23 protein-coding genes are annotated in these 24,581 nt (G+C 68.2%); 15 read left to right on the top strand and 8 right to left on the bottom strand.

Annotation, left to right across the window (positions count from 1 at the left end; all coding sequences use genetic code 11):
• Window position 1 precedes the first annotated feature (1 nt).
• Window positions 2-1,564, top strand: coding sequence for an NADH-quinone oxidoreductase subunit NuoN (gene nuoN, locus LOZ83_RS08485; RefSeq protein WP_236789719.1), 1,563 nt, complete (start codon window positions 2-4; stop codon window positions 1,562-1,564).
• Between the two features lie 63 nt (window positions 1,565-1,627).
• Here the strand turns inward: nuoN and LOZ83_RS08480 are convergent, their stop codons facing one another.
• From LOZ83_RS08480 to LOZ83_RS08470, 3 genes are all read right to left on the bottom strand, one after another.
• The gene (locus tag LOZ83_RS08480) at window positions 1,628-1,861 is read right to left on the bottom strand and encodes a hypothetical protein (protein ID WP_236789718.1); all 234 of its coding nucleotides are present in this window, start codon (window positions 1,859-1,861) and stop codon (window positions 1,628-1,630) included.
• A gap of 129 nt (window positions 1,862-1,990) precedes the next feature.
• Window positions 1,991-2,866, bottom strand: coding sequence for an aminoglycoside phosphotransferase family protein (locus LOZ83_RS08475; protein WP_236789716.1), 876 nt, complete (start codon window positions 2,864-2,866; stop codon window positions 1,991-1,993).
• A gap of 9 nt (window positions 2,867-2,875) precedes the next feature.
• Entirely contained in the window at window positions 2,876-4,750 is a 1,875-nt protein-coding gene (locus LOZ83_RS08470; RefSeq protein ID WP_236790735.1) for an MDR family MFS transporter, read from the bottom strand.
• Between the two features lie 211 nt (window positions 4,751-4,961).
• On the opposite strand from LOZ83_RS08470, the gene LOZ83_RS08465 reads away from it, so the two are divergent.
• The 3 genes from LOZ83_RS08465 to LOZ83_RS08455 all read left to right on the top strand — a co-directional run bounded on the left by LOZ83_RS08465 (window position 4,962) and on the right by LOZ83_RS08455 (window position 8,200).
• Complete coding sequence (locus LOZ83_RS08465) at window positions 4,962-5,981, top strand: polyprenyl synthetase family protein (protein ID WP_236789714.1); 1,020 nt, start codon at window positions 4,962-4,964, stop codon at window positions 5,979-5,981.
• Window positions 5,982-6,066: 85 nt separating this feature from the next.
• A complete protein-coding gene (locus LOZ83_RS08460; protein ID WP_236789712.1) occupies window positions 6,067-7,203 on the top strand; it encodes a hypothetical protein in 1,137 nt (378 codons plus the stop codon).
• Between the two features lie 169 nt (window positions 7,204-7,372).
• Window positions 7,373-8,200 (top strand): CoA ester lyase, encoded by an 828-nt coding sequence (locus tag LOZ83_RS08455; RefSeq protein WP_236789711.1) that lies wholly within the window; start codon window positions 7,373-7,375, stop codon window positions 8,198-8,200.
• A gap of 49 nt (window positions 8,201-8,249) precedes the next feature.
• Here LOZ83_RS08455 and LOZ83_RS08450 read toward each other — a convergent pair whose 3' ends face one another.
• From LOZ83_RS08450 to LOZ83_RS08435, 4 genes are all read right to left on the bottom strand, one after another.
• The gene (locus tag LOZ83_RS08450) at window positions 8,250-9,317 is read right to left on the bottom strand and encodes a 2-oxoacid:ferredoxin oxidoreductase subunit beta (protein WP_236789709.1); all 1,068 of its coding nucleotides are present in this window, start codon (window positions 9,315-9,317) and stop codon (window positions 8,250-8,252) included.
• Window positions 9,314-11,218, bottom strand: a complete 1,905-nt coding sequence (locus LOZ83_RS08445) for a 2-oxoacid:acceptor oxidoreductase subunit alpha (RefSeq protein ID WP_236789708.1) — start codon at window positions 11,216-11,218, stop codon at window positions 9,314-9,316. The genes LOZ83_RS08450 and LOZ83_RS08445 overlap by 4 nt, the downstream gene beginning before the upstream one ends.
• Window positions 11,219-11,369: 151 nt before the next feature.
• Window positions 11,370-12,134 (bottom strand): enoyl-CoA hydratase, encoded by a 765-nt coding sequence (locus tag LOZ83_RS08440; protein ID WP_236789706.1) that lies wholly within the window; start codon window positions 12,132-12,134, stop codon window positions 11,370-11,372.
• A gap of 8 nt (window positions 12,135-12,142) precedes the next feature.
• Entirely contained in the window at window positions 12,143-12,589 is a 447-nt protein-coding gene (locus LOZ83_RS08435) for an Lrp/AsnC family transcriptional regulator (RefSeq protein ID WP_236789705.1), read from the bottom strand.
• A gap of 73 nt (window positions 12,590-12,662) precedes the next feature.
• On the opposite strand from LOZ83_RS08435, the gene ddaH reads away from it, so the two are divergent.
• The 11 genes from ddaH to LOZ83_RS08380 all read left to right on the top strand — a co-directional run bounded on the left by ddaH (window position 12,663) and on the right by LOZ83_RS08380 (window position 23,891).
• Window positions 12,663-13,493 (top strand): dimethylargininase, encoded by an 831-nt coding sequence (gene ddaH, locus LOZ83_RS08430; RefSeq protein ID WP_236789703.1) that lies wholly within the window; start codon window positions 12,663-12,665, stop codon window positions 13,491-13,493.
• 187 nt (window positions 13,494-13,680) lie between these two features.
• Window positions 13,681-14,919, top strand: coding sequence for a class I SAM-dependent methyltransferase (locus tag LOZ83_RS08425; protein ID WP_236789701.1), 1,239 nt, complete (start codon window positions 13,681-13,683; stop codon window positions 14,917-14,919).
• Window positions 14,916-15,701 carry a glucose-1-phosphate cytidylyltransferase gene (locus LOZ83_RS08420; RefSeq protein WP_236789700.1) on the top strand — a complete coding sequence of 262 codons (786 nt, stop codon included), beginning with the start codon at window positions 14,916-14,918 and terminating at the stop codon, window positions 15,699-15,701. The genes LOZ83_RS08425 and LOZ83_RS08420 overlap by 4 nt, the downstream gene beginning before the upstream one ends.
• Complete coding sequence (locus tag LOZ83_RS08415; protein ID WP_236789699.1) at window positions 15,698-16,345, top strand: PIG-L deacetylase family protein; 648 nt, start codon at window positions 15,698-15,700, stop codon at window positions 16,343-16,345. The genes LOZ83_RS08420 and LOZ83_RS08415 overlap by 4 nt, the downstream gene beginning before the upstream one ends.
• A gap of 2 nt (window positions 16,346-16,347) precedes the next feature.
• Entirely contained in the window at window positions 16,348-17,361 is a 1,014-nt protein-coding gene (locus LOZ83_RS08410; protein ID WP_236789698.1) for an NAD(P)-dependent oxidoreductase, read from the top strand.
• Window positions 17,358-18,617, top strand: coding sequence for a DUF4910 domain-containing protein (locus tag LOZ83_RS08405; protein WP_236789697.1), 1,260 nt, complete (start codon window positions 17,358-17,360; stop codon window positions 18,615-18,617). The genes LOZ83_RS08410 and LOZ83_RS08405 overlap by 4 nt, the downstream gene beginning before the upstream one ends.
• A gap of 1 nt (window position 18,618) precedes the next feature.
• A complete protein-coding gene (locus tag LOZ83_RS08400; protein WP_236789696.1) occupies window positions 18,619-19,926 on the top strand; it encodes a hypothetical protein in 1,308 nt (435 codons plus the stop codon).
• Window positions 19,923-20,861, top strand: coding sequence for a glycosyltransferase family 2 protein (locus tag LOZ83_RS08395; protein ID WP_236789694.1), 939 nt, complete (start codon window positions 19,923-19,925; stop codon window positions 20,859-20,861). Before LOZ83_RS08400 ends, LOZ83_RS08395 begins: the two co-directional genes overlap by 4 nt.
• Window positions 20,858-22,030: a polysaccharide pyruvyl transferase family protein gene (locus LOZ83_RS08390; RefSeq protein ID WP_236789692.1), complete on the top strand. Its 1,173-nt coding sequence runs from the start codon at window positions 20,858-20,860 to the stop codon at window positions 22,028-22,030. Before LOZ83_RS08395 ends, LOZ83_RS08390 begins: the two co-directional genes overlap by 4 nt.
• On the top strand, window positions 22,027-22,575 hold the full coding sequence (locus LOZ83_RS08385; protein WP_236789690.1) for a dTDP-4-dehydrorhamnose 3,5-epimerase family protein: 549 nt from the start codon (window positions 22,027-22,029) through the stop codon (window positions 22,573-22,575). The genes LOZ83_RS08390 and LOZ83_RS08385 overlap by 4 nt, the downstream gene beginning before the upstream one ends.
• Window positions 22,576-22,580: 5 nt before the next feature.
• Window positions 22,581-23,891: a glutamate-1-semialdehyde 2,1-aminomutase gene (locus LOZ83_RS08380; RefSeq protein ID WP_236789689.1), complete on the top strand. Its 1,311-nt coding sequence runs from the start codon at window positions 22,581-22,583 to the stop codon at window positions 23,889-23,891.
• 22 nt (window positions 23,892-23,913) lie between these two features.
• Here LOZ83_RS08380 and LOZ83_RS08375 read toward each other — a convergent pair whose 3' ends face one another.
• The gene (locus LOZ83_RS08375; protein ID WP_236789688.1) at window positions 23,914-24,543 is read right to left on the bottom strand and encodes a phosphatase PAP2 family protein; all 630 of its coding nucleotides are present in this window, start codon (window positions 24,541-24,543) and stop codon (window positions 23,914-23,916) included.
• Between the last annotated feature and the right edge of the window lie 38 nt (window positions 24,544-24,581).

Below are 24,581 nucleotides of genomic sequence, written 5' to 3'. Positions count from 1 at the left end.
AGTGATCCACGTGCTGGCCCAGCAAGGGCTGATCGCGACGCCACAGATCGAGTACGCGGCGGTCCTGCCGGTGCTGATCGTGCTCGGCGCGGGATGCGTCAGCGTCCTGTTCGAGGCGTTCCTGCCGCGGCACATGCGCTGGCCCGGACAGGTGGTGCTGTGCCTGCTGGCGCTCGTCGCCGCGGGCATCTCGCTCGCCGTCTACGTCAGCACCTCGCCCAAACTGGGGCTGACCACATTCCTGGGTGCGATCTCCATCGACAAGCCGGCCCTGTTCCTGTGGGGCACGCTGCTCGCGCTGGCGCTCGGCGCGGTGCTGCTCATCGCCGACCGTTCCGTCGAGCCCGGTGGTGCCTTCGTGGCCCAGGCGTCGATTCGGCCCGGCACGTTCCAGGACCGTGCCCAGGTCGGGTCCACCGGGATGCAGACCGAGGTCTTCCCGCTGACGCTGTTCGCCCTCGCCGGCATGATGACCTTCTGCGCGGCGAACGATCTGCTGACGATGTTCATCGCGCTCGAGGTGCTGAGCCTGCCGCTGTACCTGATGTGTGGTCTCGCTCGGCGTCGTCGCCTCCTTTCCCAGGAATCGGCCGTCAAGTACTTCCTGCTCGGTGCGTTCTCCTCCGCGTTCTTCCTGTACGGCGTCGCCCTGCTGTACGGCTACGCGAACTCGGTGAAGCTGGCCGACATCGCCAAGGCCGCGGCCGGCTCCGATCGATCGGACATCTTGTTGTTCGCCGGCATGGGCCTGCTCGTGGTGGGCCTGCTGTTCAAGGGTTCGGTCGGTCCCTTCCACACCTGGACCCCGGACGTCTACCAGGGCGCGCCGACTCCGGTGACCGCGTTCATGGCGGCCTGCACGAAGGTCGCCGCGTTCGGCGGGATCCTGCGCGTGCTCACCGTCGGCTTCGAGTCGACGAGCTGGGAATGGCGTGGGGTGCTGTGGGCGGTCGCGATCGTCTCGATGGCGATCGGCGCGATCCTCGGCCTGACGCAGACCGATGTGAAGCGCATGATCGCGTACTCTTCGGTCGCACATGCCGGGTTCCTGCTCGTCGGCACGATCGCGATGACCGACCAGGGCCTTTCGGGGACCTTGTTCTACCTCCTCGCTTACGGGTTCACGACCTTGGCCGCGTTCGGTGTGGTTTCGCTGGTGCGCGACTCGTCCGGTGAAGCCACGCACCTTTCGGCCTGGGCCGGGCTGGCGAAACGCTCACCGGTGCTGGCGGGCGTGTTCACGTTCCTGTTGCTGGCTCTCGCCGGGATTCCCTTGACCAGTGGGTTCATCGGCAAGTTCGTGGTGTTCTCGGCCGCGCTGCGGGACGGAATGGCGCCGCTGGTGGTGATCGCGCTGGTCTTCAGCGCGGTGGCGGCGTTCTTCTACCTGCGGGTGGTCGTGCTGATGTACTTCTCGCAGCCGGCCGCCGAAGGCCCGACCGTGAGCGTGCCGGGCGCGTTCACGACGGCCGCGATCACCCTCGGCGTGGTCATCACCCTGCTGCTCGGCGTGGTCCCGTCGTTCGCGCTCGGCTGGGCCGGGGCGGGTACCTTCGCCTTCTGATGTTTCGACGCCAACGGGTGTCCATGCCGGTGCCGCCGGATGGGCACCCGTTTTCGTTGCATATCAAGGGTTTTCGCGTACGGATGCGCTGAGCAGACTGATCACGTCGTCGTAGGAGCAGCGATGTCGGTGCACTGACTCGTCTTCGCACTGACAGTCCTGGTGCGCGGCGGTGTCGGCGAGATACTGGAGCTTCCTGGCGTGCCGTTGTTTGAGGCCGTACGCGCGTGCCTCCTCGAACTCACGGCGGATGAGACGGTTCTGCGCGCGGCGGCCCAGAGTGCTCGGCTCGGTCATTTCTCTGTCCTCTCGTTTTTCTGCTGGTGGGGGTTGCCTCGATCATGCCTGGGTGGTGGCGGGGGTGGGGAGGGAGAATTGAATTCTGTGGATAACGACCGGGGTTGTGGATAAGTGCGTCGTCCAGGGTCAGCGGGCGCATGCCAGTAGTTCGTCGACGACCGGGTGCGAATCGTCCTCGGACAGGCGAGCGATGGCGAAGAATGGTGCGATGACCTGGCTCCAGGCGTACAGCCTGTCGCCATCCAGTCCGCAGGCGCCCGCGACCCGTGCACAGCGGCTCTCGATACCTTCGTGCCCGGCGTCGGACACCACATAATCCACGGCGTCGAAACACGGATCACCCAGACAGGCCTTGGGATCGATGGCCACCAGACCGCGCGCGGTGCCACCGTCGAGGACGTTGCCCAGGTGCAGGTCACCGTGCAACAGCACACGACGAGTCTGGGTATCCAGGAGCGTGTGGCATCGTCTCGTCGCACGCTGCCACACGTCATGGCCGACACGCCGGCCGATCAACGGCTCGGCAAGGCGCCGGCCCACCCGGGCGAAGGATTCAGCGCACCGGCCGCGCAGATCCCATGGCCACGATTCCGGCGGAACGACGCCGTGCAACGCGGAAAGCAAGGCGCCCCACCGCATCGGCAACGAATCGGGCGGCAATTCTTCGGCCACCGTGCCGGGGACGATCTCTTCCAGGACCATCGCCCCCAGCGCCGGATCCGCGGCCAAGACGGCGGGGACCCGGCCCGAGCCGGCGAACACGCGCAGCATCTCGACCTGCCTGCCGATCAGCGCGCCGTCCGGGCTGAGTTTCAGCACCGCGGGGGTGCCGTCCGGCCACTCGCACCGCAACACCAGCGACGAGGCTCCGCCGGCGAACAGCTCACCCAGCCGCATTCCCCACCGTGCGGCCAATCGCGCGGCGACCGCGGGAACCTCGGCGATCCAATCACTGATCCCGGGACCGAAACGACCGATCAGCCAGACGGTGACATCGTGCACAATCCACTTCTACCCCGTCAGGACGTGAGCGCCGTCATCGCTCGCGGCGTGGCGGCCCGTGGACAACTCGCGGCTGTTGCTGATCAGTTCGGCCGCGATCTCGTCCACGCGTGCACTGAAATCCTGGTCCTTCGTCTCTTCCCAGTCGGCCAGGGCGTCCAGGATCCATACCCGCCACGCGCCGACCAAGCGGGTGAAAGTGTCGGTGCCGAGGGCGCTGAAACGGTAGTGCCCATCGGCCTCGGCGAGGTAGCCGTCGTCGACGAGGCGCGCCGCGGTGGGCTCGAAAATGCCTGCGGGCACCGATGTTTCCACCGACAGTTCCTGCAGGGTGGCGTCGCCGTCGTCGACGCTGTGGCGATACACCTGCACGAGCAGCCAGGCCTGCGCGAACGTCAGCGGAACCCCCGAGCGGGCCAGGATCGCCGGGCCCGGATCGCCCTTGCGCCGCCGCCACACACTCGCGACGACCTTTTCCAGCTCCTGACGCGAATCGCCCGAACCGGGTTCCGGGAAACCGCTGCTGCGCGAGGCAACCGCCTTGGTCGCGTCGCGCAACGGCACTTCCTTCAGGAACAAGGCCACCACGAACGACAGGATGCCGATCGGCGCCGCCACCAGGAACATGGTCTGGATCGCGTCCACATAGGACGGGATGGTCGGCACCGCGGGCAAGCGGCTCGTGAAGATCGTGCCGAAAACCGCTACCCCGAAGGAACTTCCCAGTGTGCGGAGGAAGCTCACGCCGGACGTCGCGACGCCGAGATCCTCGTACACGCTGGTGTTCTGCACGACGATCGTCGGCACCTGCATACAGCAACCGAGCCCGAGACCGAGCACGATCATGTAGCCCGAAGTGACCCAGAAGCTCGTGTGGACGTCCAAATTGGACATCAGGAACAGGCCGAGCGCCATGATCAGCGAGCCCACCACCGGGAAGATCTTGTACCGCCCGGTGCGGCTGATGACGTTGCCGCTCAGCAAAGCCGTGATCAGCAGCCCGACCACGAGCGGCAGCATCCGCAACCCCGACTCCGTCGCGCTCGCCCCCTGAACGCGCTGCAGATACGTTGGCAGGTAAGTGATCCCGCCGAGCATCGCGAAGCCCACGATGAAACTCAGCACGCTCGCCACCGTGAACACGCGGCTCGAGAACAGGCGCATGGGCAGCATCGGCTCCGCGGCGCGCCGCTCGACGATCACGAACAGCACCAGCAGCACGATCGAACCGATCGCCATCCCGATGATCGTCGGCGAAGCCCACGGGTACTGGGTGCCGCCCCAGCTCGTGACCAGCGTCAGCCCCGTCGCCGCCAGCGCGATCAGCAGAATGCCCAGGTAGTCGATGCGGGGCCGGGCGGCGCTGCGCACCGACGGCAGCGCGAACGCGGCGATCAGGATGACCGCCACGCCGAGCGGGATGTTCACGTAGAACGCCCACCGCCAGCTCAGCTGGTCGACGAACAGCCCGCCCAGCAGCGGCCCGGCCACCGTGGCCACCCCGAACATCGCGCCGATCGCGCCCTGGTACTTGCCGCGCTCCCGCAGCGGCACCACGTCGGCGATCACCGCGGACGCCGTGACCATCAGACCGCCGCCGCCCAGGCCCTGCACGGCGCGGAACGCGATCAGCCAGAGCATCGAGTCGGCCCAGCCGGAGAAGAACGAACCGACCAGGAACAGCCCGACGCTCACCAGGAACGCCTTCTTGCGGCCGAACAGATCGCCGAACTTGCCGATCAGCACCGTCATGATCGTCTCGGCGAGCAGGTACGACGTGACCACCCAGGACAGGTGGTTCGCACCGCCGAGATCCGCGACGATCGTCGGTAGCGCGGTCGACACGATGGTCTGGTCGAGTGCCGCCAGGAGAATCCCGAGCATGATCGCCGCGACGATGGTGTTCTGCCTGTTCCTGCTGGTCACAGCCGGAAGGCTAATGCCGTGCGGGCGTCGTGGCCGATTCGTCACCCGAATGTGGGCACCGCTGTTGTCGTGTTCGTCACCTACCGCCATGCTGAGCGGCTCACCGGCGCTTATTGGCTTGCCATTACGCTGGTGAGGACCGGAGCGGAGTGCGAGAAGGCAGGGGAACGTGTCGGTTCACAGTGGCACCATCGAGGACCTGCGCGCGAGCGTGGGCCTCCGGATCGCCGATGAGCAACTGCTGCGCACCCTGGCCGCCGGGCTCGCGGACGTCGAGAACCTCCTCCGCGAGACCGCCCGCAGCGATGTGAAGGCCGTGCACGACGCCGCGTCGCACCTGGTCGAGGCGGGTGGCAAACGCTTTCGTCCGATGTTCACGCTGCTGGCCGCCGAGTTCGGCGGGAAGAACCACGACGGGGTCGTGACCGCCGCCGCGGCCGTCGAGCTGGTTCACCTCGCGACGCTCTACCACGACGACGTCATGGACGAGGCCACGATGCGCCGCGGCGCGCAGAGCGTGAACGCCCGCTGGGACAACACGGTCGCGATCCTGACCGGGGACTTCCTGTTCGCGCACGCCTCCCGGCTCGTGTCGTACCTCGGTACGGACGCGGCCCGGATCATCGCCGAGACGTTCGGTGAGCTCGTCACCGGCCAGATGCGGGAGACGGTCGGGCCGACCGACGGCGAAGACCCCGTCGAGCACTATCTGAGCGTGATCGCGCAGAAGACCGGCTCGCTCATCGCCACCGCCGGCCGGTTCGGCGGCATGGTGTCGGGCGCCGACTCCGGGCAGGTCACGGCGCTGACCCGGTTCGGCGAGATCATCGGCACCGCGTTCCAGATCTCCGACGACATCATCGACATCGCTTCTCCCTCGGACGAGTCGGGGAAGACGCCGGGCACCGACCTGCGCGAGGGTGTGCGCACGCTGCCCATGCTGTTCGCGCTGGCCGACCCGGGGACCGACCCGAGACTGCTCGAGCTGCTGGCCGGCCCGATCGCCGACGACGCGCTGGTCGAGGAGGCGCTCGACCTGCTGCGCGCGTCCAGCGGGCTCGACCAGGCCATGGGCACCTTGTCCGACTACGCTCGCCGGGCGAGGGCGGAGTTGTCCGGGCTGCCCGCTTCGGCCGCGCGCGACGCGTGTGAGTCCGTCGCGGACTATCTGGTCGCGCGAACGCGCTGATCCGGCTCCGCCGGCGTCATGAACTCACTGCATTCCTGTCACTGACAGTGGTAGATGGTGCGGTTCGAAAGAAAGGACAGCTCGGATGTCCATCTTCGGGCAGGTGTGGCTGTGGAGCGTGGCCGCCTTTCTGGTCGGTGTGCTGCTGACCTGGGTACTGCTCGTTCGTCCCGCGCAGGCCAGAAGCCGGGCGCTCGAACGGCGGCTCCAGGCGGCGCAGGCCGCGGCGTCGGAGCGGCAGTCGATGATGAACCCGGCGGCGACGCGGATCACCGAGCCGGAGCCCGCGCGTGCTCCCGAGCCGGATTTCGCGCCGGACTTCGCCCCGATGACCGAGCACGTGCAGCCGCTCGACGAGCACCAGCCCGGGCCGGCCTGGCTCGACCGCGACAGCTTCGGTGACCGGACGCCCGAGGTCGAGGAGCAGGCGCCGGAGCCGGAGCCGGAGCCGGCAGAGGAGTCGGACGCCGAGAAGACGTCGATCTTCGCGTCGTTCCAGAAGCTGGAGCCGGACGCCGCTTCGCCGTTCACCGCGGATCCCGAACCCGAGCACGGCTCGCTGTTCGCGGGGGACACCGACGCCGAGCAGCGGGGCTCGCTGTTCCTGTCGGATCCCGAACCCGAACATGGTTCGCTGCCGGGCTCCCTGTTCGAGCCGGAGCCGGAACCGGAGCACCGGTACGAGCCGGAACCCGAGCCGAGCTACGGCTCGCACGCGGCGGTCGAGGAGGAGCCGCCGGCCTACGCGTTCGGCGGGGAGCCCGAGCCGCCGGTCGAGGCCACTGAGACCACCGCGATCCTGCCGAAGCGCCAGCCGCGGGCGACGCCGCCCAGCAGCTTCGAACCGCCGCGCCCGTCGGTGCGCTCGATCGAGCGGCGGGAACCGGTGGCGGACGAAGGCGGTCGCAGCGGCTCGCTGTTCGAACCGTCCGTCCGCCCGAACTCCGGCGGTGCCCATGCCGCGCCCGAGTCGTCGGCCCCGCCACCCGCGCGGACACACGCGTCCGACGACGGCACCCCGCCCGGACCGTTCGGCCCGGGCTCGGCGATGCCGCGGCCCGGCGGTGGCCGGCCGTCGGAGGACTACACCGTCAAGGCGAGCGTGACGGCTTTGCGGTACTGCACCGCGCATTCCCCGCAGTACGGCCGGATGGTGGCCGAGGTGTGGTTCCGCTCGGTGGAGGACGCCGAGCGCGTCGGCTTCCGCCCGCTCTCGTCCTGAGACGACGACCATCCGGCGACTTCGCGGGGGACCGCGTTGAGCGTTTGGTCCTGATGGCAGCCGGGGGAAACTCGTCCCCTAGCTAGCTGTCAGGGTCGCAGGTCATCGTTGATTTCCTCAAGCTGTAGCGGCTTCCGTCGAAAGACGAAGATCAGCGGAGGTTTTCAACATGGTGAGCTTGCAAGCCCCGATAGTCAGGGCGCGCTCATTGCTTTTTGTTCCTGGTCACCGGCCGGAGCGTTTCGAAAAGGCGGCGATGAGCGGCGCGGACGGCATAGTGCTCGACATCGAAGACGCGGTGGGGCCAGAGGTCAAGCCGACTGCTCGACAGAATATCCGACGCTGGTTGTTGGGCGGCGGAACAGGTATCGTCCGGATTAACTCTGAAGATACTCCTTGGTACGAAGACGATGTTGAAGCTCTTTCAGACATTTCGTGTGCAGTGCTGTTGCCCAAGGTGATCGCTCCTGAGCAGATCACTCGCTTGCAGCAGGGACTTACCGCTGACTCCTGTGTGTTGCCTCTGATCGAGACAGCCTCAGGAGTACTGCGAGCGCAGGAGATCTGCGCCGTTCCGGGAGTTGTCCGTGCTGTTTTCGGCAACGCCGATCTCGGCCGAGAGCTCGGCATTGATCACGCTGACATCTACGCTTTGACCTACGCTCGATCTGTCGTGGTCTTCGCCTCGGCGGCGAGCGAATTGCCTCCGCCTGTCGATGGGGTAACAACCGCCTTGGCCGACGAGAAAAAACTGGTTATCGATGCTGAGCACGCGGCTTCGCTCGGTTTCACCGGGAAACTGTGTTTGCATCCCCGGCAAGTCGCTGTGGTCAACGAAACGTTCACGCCGTCCGCGGAAGATCTGGAATGGGCGCGCGGTGTGATTACGGCCGTCAATGGATCTTCGGTCGCTGCTAAGGACGGACACGTTGTCGGCAAACCGATCGTGGAGCGAGCGCAGCGGCTGCTGTCCAGGGCGGAAGGATTCATGTCCTAAGACACGAAAACAGCCGGGTCCCTCAGGTGTGAGGACCCCGGCTGATTCGTCAGGCGACGACGGTCCAGGTGTCCTTGCCGGTGAGGAGGGACTGCAGGTTCGGTGCCTTCGCGGCGCGGGCGTCTTCGACTTGGGCGCGGGCCTGGTCGTCGTACGTGGGCCGCTGGACCTGGCGGAAGATGCCGGTCGGGGTGTGGGTGAGGTTCTGGTCGCCCAGCCGCGACAGCGCGAACGCGTAGGCGGTGTCGGCGATCGCGGGGTCGTGGGTGACCAGGTTCTCCTCACCGATCTCCGTGACCTTGCCGATCTCGAAGCCGCCCCAGCCGGTGGCGGTCACGCCGTACTCGGCGTCGGGGCCGAAGCGGATCGGCTCGCCCGCGCGCAGCGGGATCAACCGCTGCGCGGCTTCGTCCTTGTCCTTCAGCACATCGAAGGCGCCGTCGTTGAAGATCGGGCAGTTCTGGTAGATCTCGACGACCGCCGAGCCGCGGTGTTGTGCGGCCGCGGTCAGGACCTCCGTCAGCCCCGCCTTGTCCGAGTCCAGCGCGCGCCCGACGAACGTGGCTTCCGCGCCCAGGGCAAGGGAAATCGGGTTGAACGGGGTGTCCACCGAACCCATCGGGGTGGACTTGGTGACCTTGCCGGGCTCGCTGGTCGGCGAGTACTGGCCCTTGGTCAGGCCGTAGATCCGGTTGTTGAACAGCAGGATCTTGAGGTTCACGTTGCGCCGCAAGGCATGGATCAGGTGGTTCCCGCCGATGGACAGCGCGTCCCCGTCCCCGGTGACGACCCAGACGCTCAGATCAGGGCGCGTGGTGGCGAGGCCGGTGGCGATCGCGGGCGCCCGGCCGTGGATCGAGTGCATGCCGTACGTGTTCAGGTAGTACGGAAACCGTGACGAGCAGCCGATCCCCGAGATGAACACGATGTTCTCGCGCTTGAGCCCGAGCGTGGGCAGGAACGACTGCACCGTGTTGAGCACGACGTAGTCACCGCAGCCGGGACACCAGCGCACTTCCTGGTCGGACTTGTAGTCCTTCGCCTTCTGGGGTTCCTCGGCGGTCGGGATGAGGTCCAGACCACCGAGCTGGGGCAGACCGAGATCCGTGGCGGTCATCGGGCCAGCGCTCCTTCGATGAGATCGGTGAAGACGTGCTGCAGCTCTTCGGCCTTGAACGGCAGGCCGGCGACCTTCGTGTACGAGTGCACGTCGACCAGGTACCTCGCCCGCAACAGCAACGCGAGCTGGCCGAGGTTCATCTCCGGGACGACGACCTTGTCGTACGACGCCAGTATCGCGCCGAGGTTGGCCGGGAAGGGATTCAGATTACGGAGATGCGCCTGAGCGATAGGCATTCCGGCATTGCGCACCCGGCGGCACGCGGCGCCGATCGGCCCGTAGGACGAACCCCAGCCCAGCGCCAGCACCCGCGCCTGACCGCCGGAGGGATCGTCGACGACCAGGTCCGGCACCTCGATGCCGTCGATCTTGCGCTGCCGCAACCGGACCATGTACTCGTGGTTGTCCGGGTCGTAGGAGATGTTGCCCTTGCCGTCGGCCTTTTCCAGCCCGCCGATCCGGTGCTGCAGGCCCGCGGTACCCGGGATGGCCCACTCCCGCGCCAGCGTTTCGGGATCCCGTACATACGGCCAGAACTCGTCCGAACCATCCTGCGCGTTGGTCTTGGACGCGAACTCGACCCGCAGGTCGGGCAGCGTCGAGACGTCCGGGATCAGCCACGGCTCGGAGCCGTTGGCGTTCGCGCCGTCGGACAGGATCAGCACCGGGGTGCGGTACTTCAGCGCGATCGCGGTGGCTTCGAGCGCCGCGGCGAAGCAGTCCGCGGGCGACTGTGGCGCGATGATCGCCACCGGTGATTCGCTGTTGCGCCCGAACATCGCCTGCAGCAGGTCCGCCTGCTCGGTCTTGGTCGGCAACCCGGTGGACGGGCCACCACGCTGCACGTCGATCACGATCAGCGGCAGTTCCAGCATCACGCCGAGCCCGATCGTCTCCGACTTCAACGCGATACCCGGGCCGGACGTCGAGGTGACGCCGAGCGCGCCGCCGTAGGAAGCGCCGAGCGCCGCGCCGATCCCGGCGATCTCGTCCTCGGCCTGGAACGTGAGCACGCCGTAGTTCTTGTGCTTGGACAGCTCGTGCAGGATGTCCGAGGCCGGGGTGATCGGGTACGTGCCCAGCAGCACCTTCAGCCCGGCCTGCTGGCCGGCCGCGACGATTCCGTAGGCCAGCGCGGTGTTCCCGGTGATCTGCCGGTACGTGCCCGGCGCCAGCTTCGCGGGGGCCACCTCGAACGTCGTCGCGAACGACTCCGTCGTCTCGCCGTAGTTCCAGCCCGCGTGGAACGCCAGGATGTTCGCCTCGGCGATGTCCGGCTTCTTCGCGAACTTCTCCCGCAGGAACCGCTCGGTGCCCTCGGTGGGCCGGTGGTACATCCACGACAGCAGCCCGAGCGAGAACATGTTCTTGCACCGCTCGGCGTCCTTCTTGCCCAGACCAGTGTCCGCGAGAGCACCCTGCGTCAGCGTCGACATGGCGACCCGGTGCACCTGGAATGCCGACAGCGACTCGTCTTCGAGCGGATTCGCGTCGTAGCCGACCTTGGTCAGGTTCCGCTTGGTGAACTCGTCGGTGTTGACGATCAGCGTGCCGCCGGCGGGCAGGTCGGCGAGATTCGCCTTGAGCGCCGCGGGGTTCATCGCCACCAGCACGTCCGGCCGGTCGCCCGGGGTCAGGATGTCGTAGTCGGCGAAGTGGACCTGGAACGAGGAGACACCGGGGATCGTGCCCTGAGGGGCGCGGATCTCCGCGGGGAAGTTCGGCAGGGTCGCCAGGTCGTTGCCGAAGGCCGCCGCCTCCGAGGTGAACCGGTCTCCGGTCAGCTGCATGCCGTCACCGGAGTCGCCGGCGAACCGAATCACCACCCGGTCGAGCTTCGAGATCTCGGTCTGACGGGTTGCCGACAACGCGCCGTTGCCATTGGCACTCGTGCTCATAGGTCAGGGAATCCCTCTCTCCCGACTTGCCGTGTCAGCGATGACACCTCTGCTGCGCCGGGCGCACAGCCGCCGATACCTCCACCTTACTTTGCCTTTCCGGTGGCCGTCTCGCGGTGTGACCCGCCTTACCCGTTACTGGATGGAACGGTCACTTTCTGCTGCTGATGGCAGCCAGCATCGCACTGAGCCGGCGGCCGAACTCGGGGGACGCCAACGACTCCAACTGGGGCTCCAGTTCAGTGTCCACCGCGTCCGCATGGTCGGTAAGAGGCAAGGTCAGCCGCATCGACCGCTTCGTCGCTAGCACCAGATCCCGCGGCGCTTCGGTGGCGGGCGCGGCGAGCTCCAGCGCCGCCGCCAGTAACTCTTCGTGAGTACCATCGACTGTCCGCATAGTGAGACCGGCGCGCTCCGCTTCGGGCGCGTCGAGCGACTGGCCGAACAAGGCCATCGCGCGGGCCCGTTGAACGCCGATCGCGCGCTGCAGCATCCACGTCATCCCGCCGCCCGGGTGCACCCCGAGTTCGAGGAACCGCGGGATGAACTTCGCGCGCGGCCCGGCCAGCCGGACATCGGCGGCGAGCGCGAGGTTCAGACCTGCGCCGACGGCCGCGCCACCCACCGCGGCGATGGTCGGCAGCGTGCACCGAGCCACCGCGAGGAAGCCGGCGTAGACCGCTCGCAGCCCGTCTTCCGTTGCCTCGCCGAGCGCGGTCAGGTCCGCGCCCGCGCAGAACGCCGGCGGCGTGCCGGTCACGATCACCGCGTGCACGCCGGTGTCACGCTCGGCGTCGGCGACCGCCTCGGCCAGTTGGGCGGACAGCGCGAGGGTCAGCGAGTTGCGCCGCTCGGGGGCGTCGACGGTGAGGACGGCGACCTTGCCGGTGCGCTCGGCGAGAATCCGTTCGGTCATGCCGACCATCATGTCCCCGGCGTCGGCGGGCGCTCCAGCAGCCTCGACAGCACCACGGTGGACACGGTCCGGTCGATGATCTCCAGCCCGCGCAGCCGTTCCAGCGCCGTTTCCAGCTGGTGGATGTTGGCCGCGCGCAGGTGCACGATCGCGTCCGCCGCACCGGTCACCGTGTACGCGGCGACGACCTCGGGCAACGGCTCCAGCCGCGAGCGGATGCGCGCAGGCGACACGTTGCCGCGGCAGTGCACCTCGACGAAGGCCTCGGTGCCCCAGCCGAGCGCCTCCGGGTCGACCACCGCGGTGAACCCGCGCAGGACCCCGGTCTCGAGCAGGCGGTCGACCCGGCGTTTCACCGCGGGCGCGGACAGGCCGACCACCTTGCCGATCTCGGCGTAGCTCGACCGCGCGTTGGTCACCAGGCACGAAACGATTCGCTGATCCAACTGGTTCACACGCAATGTTTAGCAGGTATATGCGCAAGAAGCTGCGATTGATTGTCGCTGAATCGAGCCATACCGTTGGATCATGACCACTCGGGTGCCGCTGACCCGCCGCTACCTCATGTGCCCCCCGCGCTTCTTCGCCGTCGAGTACTCGATCAACCCCTGGATGGACCCGTCGCGACCGGTGGACGTGCCGCTCGCGCTCGCCCAGTGGACCGAGCTCCGGGACACCTACCGCCGGCTGGGGCACACCGTGGAGGAGATCGAGCCGCAGCCCGGCCTGCCCGACATGGTCTTCGCAGCGAACTCCGGCACCGTGATCGACGGGCGGGTGCTCGGCTCACGGTTCCGCGCGCCGCAGCGGGTGCCCGAGGCGGACCACTACCGGCGCTGGTTCCTCGAGCACGGGTACCGCGACGTGGTCATGCCGTCACGGATCAACGAGGCCGAGGGTGACTTCGCCTGGACCGGCCGGATGATCCTGGCCGGCACCGGCTTCCGGACCGATCCCGAGGCGCACGCCGAGGCGCAGGAGATACTCGGCGTGCCCGTGCTGTCACTGAGCCTGGTGGACCCGCGGTACTACCACCTGGACACCGCGCTGTTCGTGCTGAGCGAGGCGACCGAGTCCGCCCCGGCCCAGATCGCGTACTACCCGGAGGCGTTTTCCCAGGGTTCGCAACGGGTTCTGGCACGACTGTTCCCGGACGCCGTGCTCGCCGGCGCCGCGGACGCCGAGTGCTTCGGCCTCAACGGTGTGTCCGACGGGCGCAATGTGGTGTTACCGATCGAGGCGACCGCGCTGGCGGACCGGCTCGCCGCGCGTGGTTACGACCCCGTCCTGGTGGACATCTCCGAACTGCGCAAAGCCGGTGGCGGACCGAAATGCTGCACACTGGAGATTCGTAAGTAACACAGTGCGCGCCGGTCTGGTCGAATAATTTCCCTCCTGGCACAAGGGTTTTCGGGCAAGCGCATGGCGATGTCTCAGTTCGAACTCGGACCCGCGTGGTCCACTCCCGCTTTGTAACAAGACTCTTGGGCTCCCCGAATCAGGGGTGTACGCACACCGCGTTCGTGAGCCGAGGAGCCAATTGACGATGACCAGGTGCCGCCTCTGTGGTTCGACGAGCATGGAAAGCGTCGTCGATCTGGGTGCGACTCCCCCCTGCGAGCGGTTTCTCACGGTAGACCAGCTCGACGAAGCGGAGATCACGTATCCGTTGCATTTGCGAGTGTGCACCAGCTGCTGGCTGGCGCAGCTGCCGCCGTTGATCACGCCCGAGGACACCTTCACCGAGTACGCGTACTTCTCGTCCTATTCGGAATCCTGGGTCGAGCATGCCCGCCGGTTCGTCGACGGTGCCGTGGACCGGCTCGGGCTGGGCCCGGACTCGTTCGTCGTCGAGGTCGCCAGTAACGACGGGTACCTGCTCAAGCACGTTGTGGCGCAAGGGATCCCGTGCCTCGGGGTGGAGCCGTCGGTGAACGTCGGACAAGCCGCGCGGGACGCCGGGGTGCCGACGCTGACGGCGTTCCTGAGCCCGGAGACCGGCGCCGCCGTCCGCGCCGAGCGCGGTCCGGCCGATCTCGTCGTCGCCAACAACGTCTACGCGCACATTCCGGACGTGATCGGGTTCACCAAGGGCCTTCGGGCGATGGTCGCCGACGACGGCTGGGTGTCGATCGAGGTGCAGCATCTGCTGACGCTGATCGAGAAGACCCAGTACGACACCATCTACCACGAGCATTTCCAGTACTACACAGTGGAATCGGCTCGTCGCGCGCTGGCGTCGGGCGGGCTGTCCCTTGTGGACGTCGAGCTGCTGCCGACCCACGGCGGCTCGATCCGGCTGTGGGCGCGGCCCGCCGAGGTCGCGGGCGAGCCGAGCCGGCGGATGACCGACGTGCTGAGCGCCGAGAAGGCGGCCGGGCTGCACGAACTGTCCGGCTACACCGAGTTCGCCGCGCGGGTCGACCGGGTCCGGCGCGACCTGTTGAAGTTCCTGGTCACCGCGGCCGAGGAAGGCAAGACCGTCGTCGGCTACGGCGCGCCCGGCAAGGGCAACACGCTGCTCAACCACTGTGGTATCCGGCCGGACCTGCTCGCCTACACGGTCGACCGCAACCCGTACAAGCACGGCCGGTTCACGCCCGGCACGCGGATCCCGGTGCTGGCACCGGAACGCATCGAGGCCGAGAAGCCCGACTACGTGCTGGTGCTGCCCTGGAACCTCAGGGCCGAACTGACCGAACAACTGTCCTATGTGGAGCAGTGGGGCGGGAAACTCGTTTTTCCCATCCCGCACCTGGAGATCGTCGAGGGGAAGTCGTCGTGAAGGTCGTCCTGTTCTGCGGCGGATACGGCATGCGAATGCGCAGCGGTAGCCCGTCCGATGTGCCCAAGCCGATGGCCATGGTCGGGCCGAGGCCGCTGATCTGGCACGTGATGCGGTACTACGCGCACTTCGGCCACACGGAATTCATTCTGTGCCTGGGCTACGGTGCCCACCACATCAAGGATTTCTTCCTCAACTACGAGGAGACCACGTCCAACGACTTCGTGCTGCGCGGGGGCAAGGCCGAGTTGCTGTCGACGGACATCTCCGACTGGTCGATCTCGTTCGTGCAGACCGGGATCGAGTCGGCGATCGGGGAGCGGCTGCGGCGGGTGCGCGAGCACCTGGACGGCGACGAGATGTTCCTCGCCAACTACGCGGACGTGCTCACCGACGCGCCGCTGGCGGACATGATCGAGCGCTTCTCGAACACCGACGCGGGTGCGCAGATGATGGTCGTGCCACCGCAGTCCTCGTTCCACTGCATCGACATGGGTGAGGACGGCAAGGTCGGCTCCATCACCGCGGTGAGCGAGATGCCGCTGTGGGAGAACGGCGGGTATTTCGTGCTGCGCCAGGAAATCTTCGACCACATCCCGGAGAACGGCGACCTCGTCGCGGACGGCTGCGCGGAACTGGCCAAGCGCGGGCGCCTGCTGGCCTACCAGTACCGCGGCTTCTGGAAGCCGACGGACACCGTGAAGGAACGTGCCGCGCTGGACGAGGGCTACACGCGTGGCCAGCGGCCGTGGGCCCTGTGGGAGAACGGTAGAGCCGCGTGATCAGGCTGGGTGCCGGGCCGCTCGGAAGCGTGGCCGTACTCGGGGCGCACTGCGACGACATCGCGATCGGCGCGGGCGGCACCCTGCTGACCATCTGCTCGGCGCGGCCCGGGATCCGGGTGGACGCGCTCGTGCTCTCGGGCGGTGGCAGCGAGCGGGAAGACGAGGAACGCGCCGCGCTCGCTGCCTTCTGCCCGGATGCAACGCTGTCGGTGACGGTGCTGAAACTGCCCGACGGGCGGCTGCCGGCGCACTGGGACGAGGCGAAGTCCGCGCTGGAGGAACTGCGCGGGCGGAGCAACCCGGACGTGCTGTTCGCGCCCAGGACCGATGATCTGCACCAGGACCACCGCGGGCTGGCGAAGCTGGTGCCGACCGCGTTCCGCGATCACCTGGTGCTCGGCTACGAGATCGTCAAGTGGGACGCCGATCTCGGCCGTCCGAACAGCTATCAGCCGCTCACCCCGGAACGGGCCGAGCAGAAGGTCGCGCTGCTGCAAGAACATTACGGTTCGCAGCGGCACCGGCCGTGGTACGACCGCGAGGCTTTCCTCGGTCTGGCAAGGATTCGCGGTATCGAGTGCAATGCGCGGTACGCGGAGGCCTTCCACGTTTCCAAACTGACTGTCGATCTGGAGGGCTGATCATGCGAGTGCTGCTCACGGGCCACAAGGGCTACCTCGGCACGGTGATGGCGCCGGTGCTGGCCGAGGCCGGGCACGAGGTGATCGGGCTGGATTCGGGACTGTTCGCGGACTGCCTGCTCGGGCCGCGCCCGGAGACTCCGCCCGGCTTCGAGGTCGACCTGCGCGACGTCACGCACGAGCATGTGTCCGATGTGGACGCGGTGATCCACCTGGCCGCGCTGTCGAACGACCCGCTCGGCGCGCTCGCGCCGGACCTGACCTACGACATCAACCACCGGGCCTCGGTCCGGCTCGCGCGACTGGCCCGGGATGCCGGGGTGAAGCGCTTTCTCTACGCCTCGACCTGCTCGGTCTACGGCGCTTCCGGCGGTGACGCACTGGTCGCCGAGGACGCGCCGCTACGCCCGGTCACGCCGTACGCGGAGTCGAAGGTCCGGGTAGAGGACGACGTGCACGAACTCGCGGACGAGGACTTCACGCCGGTCTTCCTGCGCAATGCCACGGCTTTCGGCTTCTCGCCGCGGCTGCGGGCGGACATCGTGCTGAACAACCTGGTCGGCCACGCCGTGCTCTCCGGCGAGGTCCGGGTGCTCTCCGACGGCACGCCGTGGCGGCCGCTGGTGCACGCCAGGGACATCGCCAGTGCGTTCGCCGCAGCGCTCGTCGGGCCCAAGGAAGCGGTGCACGACAAGGCTTTCAACATCGGCACCGAGCGCAACAACGTGACCGTCGCGGAGATCGCCGGTGAGGTGGCCGAGGCGGTGCCCGGCTCGCGGCTGGTGATCACCGGCGAGGCCGGCGCCGACCCACGCTCCTATCGCGTCGACTTCGCCCGCTTCCGTGAGGCCATCCCCGGTTTCGACTGCGAGTGGTCGGTCAAGGACGGCGCGCTGGAACTCGTCGACGCGTACCAGAAGTACGGCATGACGGCGCACGATTTCGAGCAGCGGTTCACCCGGCTCGCGTGGCTCAAGAACGGCATCAGCGTCGACGACACCCTGAGACGCCGATGAGCACCGGCGAACAGATGCACGCTCTGGTCGAGCGGCTGTACCCGTTGTGCCGCAGCATCACCGGCGACGGCGTCCGGGAGACGCTGGACATCCTCAACGAGTACCTCCCGCTCGCGGTCTTCGAGGTGCCCACCGGCGCGCGGGCGTTCGACTGGACCGTGCCGCAGGAGTGGAACATCCGCGACGCCTTCATCGCGGACACGACCGGCAGGCGGATCGTGGACTTCCGCGAGTCGAACCTGCACGTCGTCAGCTACAGCACGCCGATCGACGCGCGGATGACTCTGGCGGAGCTGCGCCCGCACCTGCACACGTTGCCGGAGCAGCCCTCCCTCGTGCCGTACCGGACCAGCTACTACTCGCCGGACTGGGGTTTCTGCCTCGCGCAGGACGTGCTGGACCGGATGCCCGATGGCGAGTACCACGTGCGCATCGATTCCACTTTGGACGATGGACACCTGACCTACGCCGAGCATGTCGTGCCGGGGCAGGTGACCGACGAGGTCATCGTCTCGTGCCACACGTGTCACCCGTCGCTGGCCAACGACAACCTGGCATCGATCGCGGTGGCCGCGTACCTCGCGCGCTCGCTGAAAAACCCTTGGTACACCTACCGTTTCCTGTTCATGCCGGGCACGATCGGCGCGATCACCTGGCTGTCGCGCAACGCCGAGCGGATCGACAAGGTCAAGCACGGGCTCGTGCTCGCGTGCGCCGGCGACGCCGGGCACCTGACGTACAAGAAGAGCCGCCGCGGGGACGCGGAGATCGATCGCGTGCTCCAGCTCGTGTTGCGGGAGCGCAAGCACGAGATCGTCGACTTCTCGCCCTACGGTTATGACGAGCGCCAGTTCTGCTCGCCCGGTTTCGACCTCGGCGTCGGATCGCTTTCCCGGACCCCGTATGCGCGTTACCCCGAGTACCACACCTCCGGTGACAACCCGGATTTCGTGGTGCCGTGGGCGCTGGAGGACACCCTGGCCGTCTGCCGGGAAGCGCTTTCCCTGCTCGACCGCAACCGCACCTACGTGAACCTGAGCCCGTACGGCGAACCACAGCTGGGCAAGCGCGGCCTGTACGACTCGCTCGGCGGGCGCAGTGACGCCAAGGACGCGCAGCTGGCGATGCTGTGGGTGCTCAACCTGTCGGACGGCGAGCACTCGCTGCTCGACGTCGCCGAACGGTCCGGTCTGCCCTTCGACTCCGTCGTCGCCGCGGCCTCCGCGCTGCACGATGCCGAGCTGCTGAAGGTGTGAGATGTCGACGGCAACGGAAGGACCGCGCCGCGGCAGACACCGTGCCATCCGGCCGCGCTCGGCGCTGCGGGCGATGGCCGGGCGGCTGTCCTGGGGGCTCGGGGACCAGGCCGTTTCCAGCCTGACCAACTTCGCCGTCGGGCTCTACGTCGCCCGCTCGCTGGGGGCGACGGCGTTCGGCGTGTTCAGCCTCGCCTGGGTCACCTACGGCGTGATCATCAACGTCTCGCGCGGCCTCGGCACGGATCCGCTGATGGTCCGGTTCAGCGGGGTCGCCGCGGGCATCTGGCGCGCCGCCACGGCCCGCGCGGCCGGCACGGCACTCGTCGTCGGGATCGCGACCGGCGCGGTCAGCATCCTGGTCGGGATCGCGATCGGCGGTCAGGTCGGGCTCGCGTTCGCCGGGCTCGGGCTGGTGCTGCCGTTCCTGATGGTGCAGGACGCCTGGCGGTTCGGGTTCTTCGCGGCAGGGCAGGGACACCGGGCGTTTCTCAACGACGTGGTGCAGGCCGTCGCGCTCGCGCCCGCGATGCTGTTCGCCGCGAAGCACGGCACCGTGCTCGGGTTCGTGCTCGCCTGGGGGATGTCCGCCGGGGTCGCCGCGATCTTCGGCTGCTTCCAGACCGGCATCCTGCCGCGCCTGTCCGCCGTCGGCGGCTGGCTGCGGGACCAGCGGGACCTCGGCACCCGCTACCTGATCGAGAACGTCAGCAACAGCGGTGCTTCGCAACTGCGGGCTTACGGGCTCGGCGCGATCGCCGGGCTCGCCGCGGTCGGCACCGTGCGCGGCGCCGAGTTGCTGCAGGGACCGTTCCAGGCCGTCCTCATGGGACTGTCCCTGGTCACGGTTGCCGAAGCGGCAAGGGTTCTGCGCCGCGCGCCGCACCGGTTGCCGAAGTTCTGCCTGATCCTCGGCGCGGGACAGGCCGGCGCCGCGCTCTGCTGGGGTCTCGCACTTCTGTTCCTGCTGCCCGAATTCGTCGGCGTGCACCTGCTCGGCTCGATCTGGCCCGCGGCGCACACGCTGATCCTGCCGGCGACGCTTTCGGTGATGGGCGCGAGTTTCTCGACCGGCGCGGCCTCCGGGCTGCGCGCACTCGGGCTCGCCCGCCGCAGTATGCGGTGCCAGGTCACGGTTTCCGCCTGTTATCTGATCGGTGGTCTCGTCGGTGCCGCCATCGCCGGTGCGCCCGGCTCCGCGTGGGGCGTCGCGACCGCGACCACGACCGGTTCCGCGTTCTGGTGGTTCCAGTTGCGCGCCGGGATGCGTGAGCACGCCTTGACAACCCAGGAAGTGAGGACGTCATGACCCCGAGGCTGAGCATCGGCCTGCCCGTCTACAACGGCGAGGAGTATCTGGCGGAATCGCTGGATGCCTTGCTGGGACAGAGCTTCGAGGACTTCGAACTGATCATCTCCGACAACGCGTCCACCGACGGCACGGAGGAGATCTGCCGCACCTACCTGGCGAAGGACCCGCGCATCCGCTACATCCGGCTGGCGACGAACATCGGCGCCGGGCCGAACCACAACTACGTGTTCGCCGAGGCCAAGGGCGAGCTGTTCAAGTGGGCGTCGCACGACGATCTCTACGGCCGTGACCTGCTGCTGCGCTGTGTGCAGGCGCTCGACGAGCGGCCGGACATGATCCTCGCGCACTGCTGGAACGCGATCATCGACGAGACCGGTCGCGTGACCCAGCCGTTCGACTACACGCTGGCGACCGACTCGCCGCACGCGCCGACCCGGTTCCGCAGCCTGCTGCTCGAGCCCGGCGGCGACGATTTCTACGGCGTGATCCGGTCGGACGTGCTGCGCCGGGTCAAGCCGCACGACAGCTACCACCACGCGGACCGCACGTTCGTCGCCGAGATCACCCTGAACGGGCCGTTCTACCAGGTACCCGAGTTGCTGTTCTTCCGGCGCGACCACCCGACCCGCGCGGAGCGGGCCAATCCGACGCTGCGCAAGCGCTGCTCGAACCTCGATCCCAAGCGGGCCGACAAGTTGCGCCATCCGCTGGTACGGCTGCTCGGCGAGTACGTGCTCGGGTTCGCCGGCGCGATCCAGCGGGCGCCGCTGAGCGCGGCGGACCGCCGGGAGTGCTACCGCCACCTGTTCGAATGGCTGACGGCGCGGGCGCGGCCGGGTTCGGGCGAGCGGATCGAGGACCGGCCGCCGGTCGAGTTCAGCGAGTTCGACATCGACGCCGTGGTGCCCGGACGCGAGGGGAGAGTGCGGTGATCAGGGTCGGCCTGTTCGGCCTGCTCGGCTCGGGCAACCTGGGCAACGACGGCTCGCTGGAGGCCGTGCTGCGGTTCCTGCGCGCGGAACATCCGGACGCGCGGTTGAGCGCGTTCTGCGGCGGGCCGGATCTGGTGTCCGCGCGCTACGGCATCGACGCGACCCCGCTGCACTGGTTCGGCGGTGAGTACCGGACGGCGTCCGGGGCGCGGGCGATCGCGTTGAAGGGACTGGGAAAGTTCGTCGACGTGTGGCGCACGGCGGCCTGGGTGCGGCGCCAGGACGTCGTGATCGTGCCCGGGATGGGCGTGCTCGAAGCGACGCTTCCGTTGCGGCCCTGGGGTTTCCCGTATTCGCTGCTGCTGCTGACGCTGGCCGGGCGGCTGCTGGGGACGAAGGTCGCGCTGGTGAGCGTCGGTGCGAACGTGATCGGCGATCGCGCGACCCGGGTGATCGTGAAAACGGCCGGGCGGCTGGCCGCCTACCGGTCCTACCGCGACGAGAATTCGCGCGCGGCGATGACCGAGATGGGCGTCGACACCGCCGCGGACGAGGTCTATCCCGATCTCGCGTTCGCGCTACCGGCACCGGAGGACGAACGGCGGCCCGGGACGGTCGGCGTCGGGGTGATGGCCTTCCGTGGCGGGAACGACGAGCGCGCGAACGCCGAGCAGATCTACCGGTCCTATGTGGACGGTATGAAGGGGTTCGTGCACTGGCTCGTCGAGCGCGGCCGTCCGGTCCGGCTGTTCACCGGCGACCAGGTGGACGCGCCGGTGGTGGACGAGATCCTCGCCGAGTGCGGGCCGCTCGTGAGCGCGTCCTCGGCGTCCTCTTTGGACGCGATCATGCGTGAAATGTCTACTGTGGACTCCGTCGTGGCGACCCGGTATCACAACGTGTTGTGTGCGCTGAAGGTGTGCAAGCCGACGATCTCCGTCGGGTACGCGGCGAAGAACGAGGCACTGATGGACGGGATGGGGCTCGGCGAGTACTGCCTGTCCGCCCGGCGCGTCGTGATCGCGCAACTGGTCGAGCGGTTCACGTCACTGGAGCGGCGCGCGGGGGAGCTGACCATGACGCTCGGCGAGCGCAACGCGGCGGAGGAACAGCGGATCAAGCACCAGTTCGCGGCGTTGTCCGCGCTTTTCCCGGAAGGGGTGCGATGAAAGCGTTTCCAGTGCCGGCCATCGCCGGTACGTACCTGTTCGTCCCGACCCCGCACGCCGACGAGCGCGGGTTCTTCAGCCGTACGTTCGACCGCGAGGTGGCGAAGTCGGTCGGCATCGACCCCGACGCGTTCACCCAGGACAGCGTTTCCCGGTCGGCCATCGGCGTGCTGCGCGGCATGCACCTGCGGGCCGGCGACGGCGAGTCGAAGCTCGTCCGCTGCTCGTACGGCGAGGTGTTCGACGTCGTCGTCGACCTGCGGCCCGATTCGCCGACCTTCCGGAACCAGGAGTACTTCACCCTGTCCGGCAGCACCCAGGTCTCGGTCTACATCCCGGCGGGCTGCGCGCACGGTTTCCAGGCGCTGACCGACCCCGCCGACGTGTCGTACCGGATCGACCGGCCACACGATCCCAGTGAGGACGTCACGATCGCCTTCGACGATCCCGAACTGGCCATCCCGTGGCCCATTCCGATCACCCTGATCTCCGAGCGCGACAAACAGGCGCCGTCGCTCGACCAAGTACTGAAGATCTCGAGGTAAAGGTCATGGACACTCCGATGTTGCGGTCGCGCAAGGCGAACCAGCGGTTGCACAAGCTCATTCCCGGTGGTGCCCACACCTATGCCAAGGGTGACGACCAGTTCCCGCAGGGCATGGCGCCGGTCATCTCGCACGGCCGTGGTGCGCACGTGTGGGACATCGACGACAACGAGTACATCGAATACGGTTCGGGGCTGAGATCGGTGAGCCTCGGGCACGCGCATCCGCGGGTGATCGAGGCGGTGCGGCGGGAACTGGTGCGCGGGTCGAACTTCGTGCGCCCGAGCTTCCTGGAAATCGAGGCCGCGGAACGGTTTCTCGCCACCGTCACGACGGCGGAGATGGTCAAGTTCGCGAAGAACGGCTCGGACGTCACGACGGCGGCCGTGCGGCTGGCGCGGGCCGCGACCGGGCGGCAGCGGGTGGCGGTCTGCCAGGACCACCCGTTCTTCTCGACGGACGACTGGTTCATCGGGACGACGCCGATGTCGGCCGGGATTCCTGCCTGTACAACGGCGATGACCGTCAAGTTCCCGTACGGGGACCTGGCCGCGACGGAGGAAGTCCTGCGCGGCGGCGATGTGGCGTGCCTGATCCTCGAGGCGTCGACGCACACCGAGCCGGCGCCCGGGTACCTCGCCGGCCTGCGGGATCTCGCGCACAAGTACGGCTCGCTGCTGATCTTCGACGAGATGATCACCGGTTTCCGCTGGTCGGAGGCGGGGGCGCAGGGGGTGTACGGCGTGCAGCCGGACCTGTCGACGTTCGGCAAGGCGCTCGGCAACGGGTTCGCGGTCTCGGCGCTCGCCGGGCGGCGCGAGGTGATGGAGCAGGGCGGGTTGCGCGACTCGCGGGAGCGGGTGTTCCTGCTGTCGACCACGCACGGCGCCGAGACGCACTCGCTCGCGGCGGCGATGGCCGTGATGGAAACCTATGCCGAGGAAGGCATTTCGGCGCGGCTGCACGCACTGGGCACCCGGCTTGCGGACGGCGTCCGGGCGGCCGCGTCGGGTATGGGCGTCGGTTCGCACGTACTCGTGCGCGGGCGGGCGAGCAACCTGGTGTTCGCGACCCTGGACGAGAACCTGCGGCCGTCGCCGGAGTACCGCACGCTCTTCATGCGGCAGCTGATCTCCGGTGGCGTGCTCGGCCCGTCGTTCGTGGTCAGCAGCGCACTGTCCGAAGAGGACATCGACCGCACGATCGACGTCGTCGCGCAGGCGTGTGTGGTGTACCGCAAGGCCTTGGACGCCGGCGACCCGTCGACATGGGTCGGCGGCCGCGCCGTGAAGCCCGCCTTCCGGCGGTACGCCTGAGGGGCAGCGCGCCGAGTAGCCGCTACAAGCTCGCGGGGAAAAACCTGTCCACCGCCCACGCGGTCGGTGGCACCACCGCCAGCGCGGTGCAGAAGCCGCCGAGGGCGTCGGTGGGGTAGTGGGCGCTGAGGGCGACTTCGGTCCAGCCCATGACGGCGCCCGCGAGGAGTGCGATGACCAGCACGAACGCTGTCCCCGCCGCGGCGCGGAGGGCGAGCCGGTCGGCGGCGATCATCGCCAGGACCAACGCCACCGCGGTCGCGAACGCCGTGTGGCCGCTGGGGTACGAAAGGTAACCGCCGTGAATCGTGCGGTCGACGATGGGTTTCAGCAGCGTTGTCACGCCGACCGCCACCCCGGCCCCGGCCAGCACGAGCACCGCCGACCGCCGCCGGCCCACCAGCCAGCACCCGCCGGCGAGCACCGCCAGCACGATCGCCGACCCGACCGGCTCGCCGAGGAAGTCGATCGCCTGCGCGATGTACCACAGCGGCGCGGGCAACCCGGACACCGGCGCGACCCACTCGCCGCTGCTGTCACCCGCGTACGCCAGCGCCTGCACCAGCACGACGAGCGCGGCCGCCACCGTCACGACGGCGAGTGGCAGCCGCAGCACGCGAGGCAACGCCGGCGGCGCGGAAATGTCGGTCACATCGAAGGTGTCGCGGCGGGGCACCTCTTCGTTTCGAC

The sequence above is a fragment of the Amycolatopsis sp. GM8 genome (assembly GCF_021653975.1).
Taxonomy (GTDB): domain Bacteria; phylum Actinomycetota; class Actinomycetes; order Mycobacteriales; family Pseudonocardiaceae; genus Amycolatopsis_E.
Note: the sequence above shows the minus strand (reverse complement) of the source record. Positions and strands in the feature narration are given on the sequence as shown.

Coding starts and splice junctions, on each gene's coding strand:
- LOZ83_RS08480 (WP_236789718.1), bottom strand. CDS start 1,861: ATGACCGAGCCGAGCACTCTGGGCCGCCGCGCGCAGAACCGTCTCATC.
- LOZ83_RS08470 (WP_236790735.1), bottom strand. CDS start 4,750: ATGCTCGGGATTCTCCTGGCGGCACTCGACCAGACCATCGTGTCGACC.
- LOZ83_RS08460 (WP_236789712.1), top strand. CDS start 6,067: ATGTCCATCTTCGGGCAGGTGTGGCTGTGGAGCGTGGCCGCCTTTCTG.
- LOZ83_RS08455 (WP_236789711.1), top strand. CDS start 7,373: ATGGTGAGCTTGCAAGCCCCGATAGTCAGGGCGCGCTCATTGCTTTTT.
- LOZ83_RS08450 (WP_236789709.1), bottom strand. CDS start 9,317: ATGACCGCCACGGATCTCGGTCTGCCCCAGCTCGGTGGTCTGGACCTC.
- LOZ83_RS08445 (WP_236789708.1), bottom strand. CDS start 11,218: ATGAGCACGAGTGCCAATGGCAACGGCGCGTTGTCGGCAACCCGTCAG.
- LOZ83_RS08440 (WP_236789706.1), bottom strand. CDS start 12,134: ATGACCGAACGGATTCTCGCCGAGCGCACCGGCAAGGTCGCCGTCCTC.
- ddaH (WP_236789703.1), top strand. CDS start 12,663: ATGACCACTCGGGTGCCGCTGACCCGCCGCTACCTCATGTGCCCCCCG.
- LOZ83_RS08425 (WP_236789701.1), top strand. CDS start 13,681: ATGACCAGGTGCCGCCTCTGTGGTTCGACGAGCATGGAAAGCGTCGTC.
- LOZ83_RS08410 (WP_236789698.1), top strand. CDS start 16,348: ATGCGAGTGCTGCTCACGGGCCACAAGGGCTACCTCGGCACGGTGATG.
- LOZ83_RS08405 (WP_236789697.1), top strand. CDS start 17,358: ATGAGCACCGGCGAACAGATGCACGCTCTGGTCGAGCGGCTGTACCCG.
- LOZ83_RS08400 (WP_236789696.1), top strand. CDS start 18,619: ATGTCGACGGCAACGGAAGGACCGCGCCGCGGCAGACACCGTGCCATC.
- LOZ83_RS08395 (WP_236789694.1), top strand. CDS start 19,923: ATGACCCCGAGGCTGAGCATCGGCCTGCCCGTCTACAACGGCGAGGAG.
- LOZ83_RS08385 (WP_236789690.1), top strand. CDS start 22,027: ATGAAAGCGTTTCCAGTGCCGGCCATCGCCGGTACGTACCTGTTCGTC.
- LOZ83_RS08380 (WP_236789689.1), top strand. CDS start 22,581: ATGGACACTCCGATGTTGCGGTCGCGCAAGGCGAACCAGCGGTTGCAC.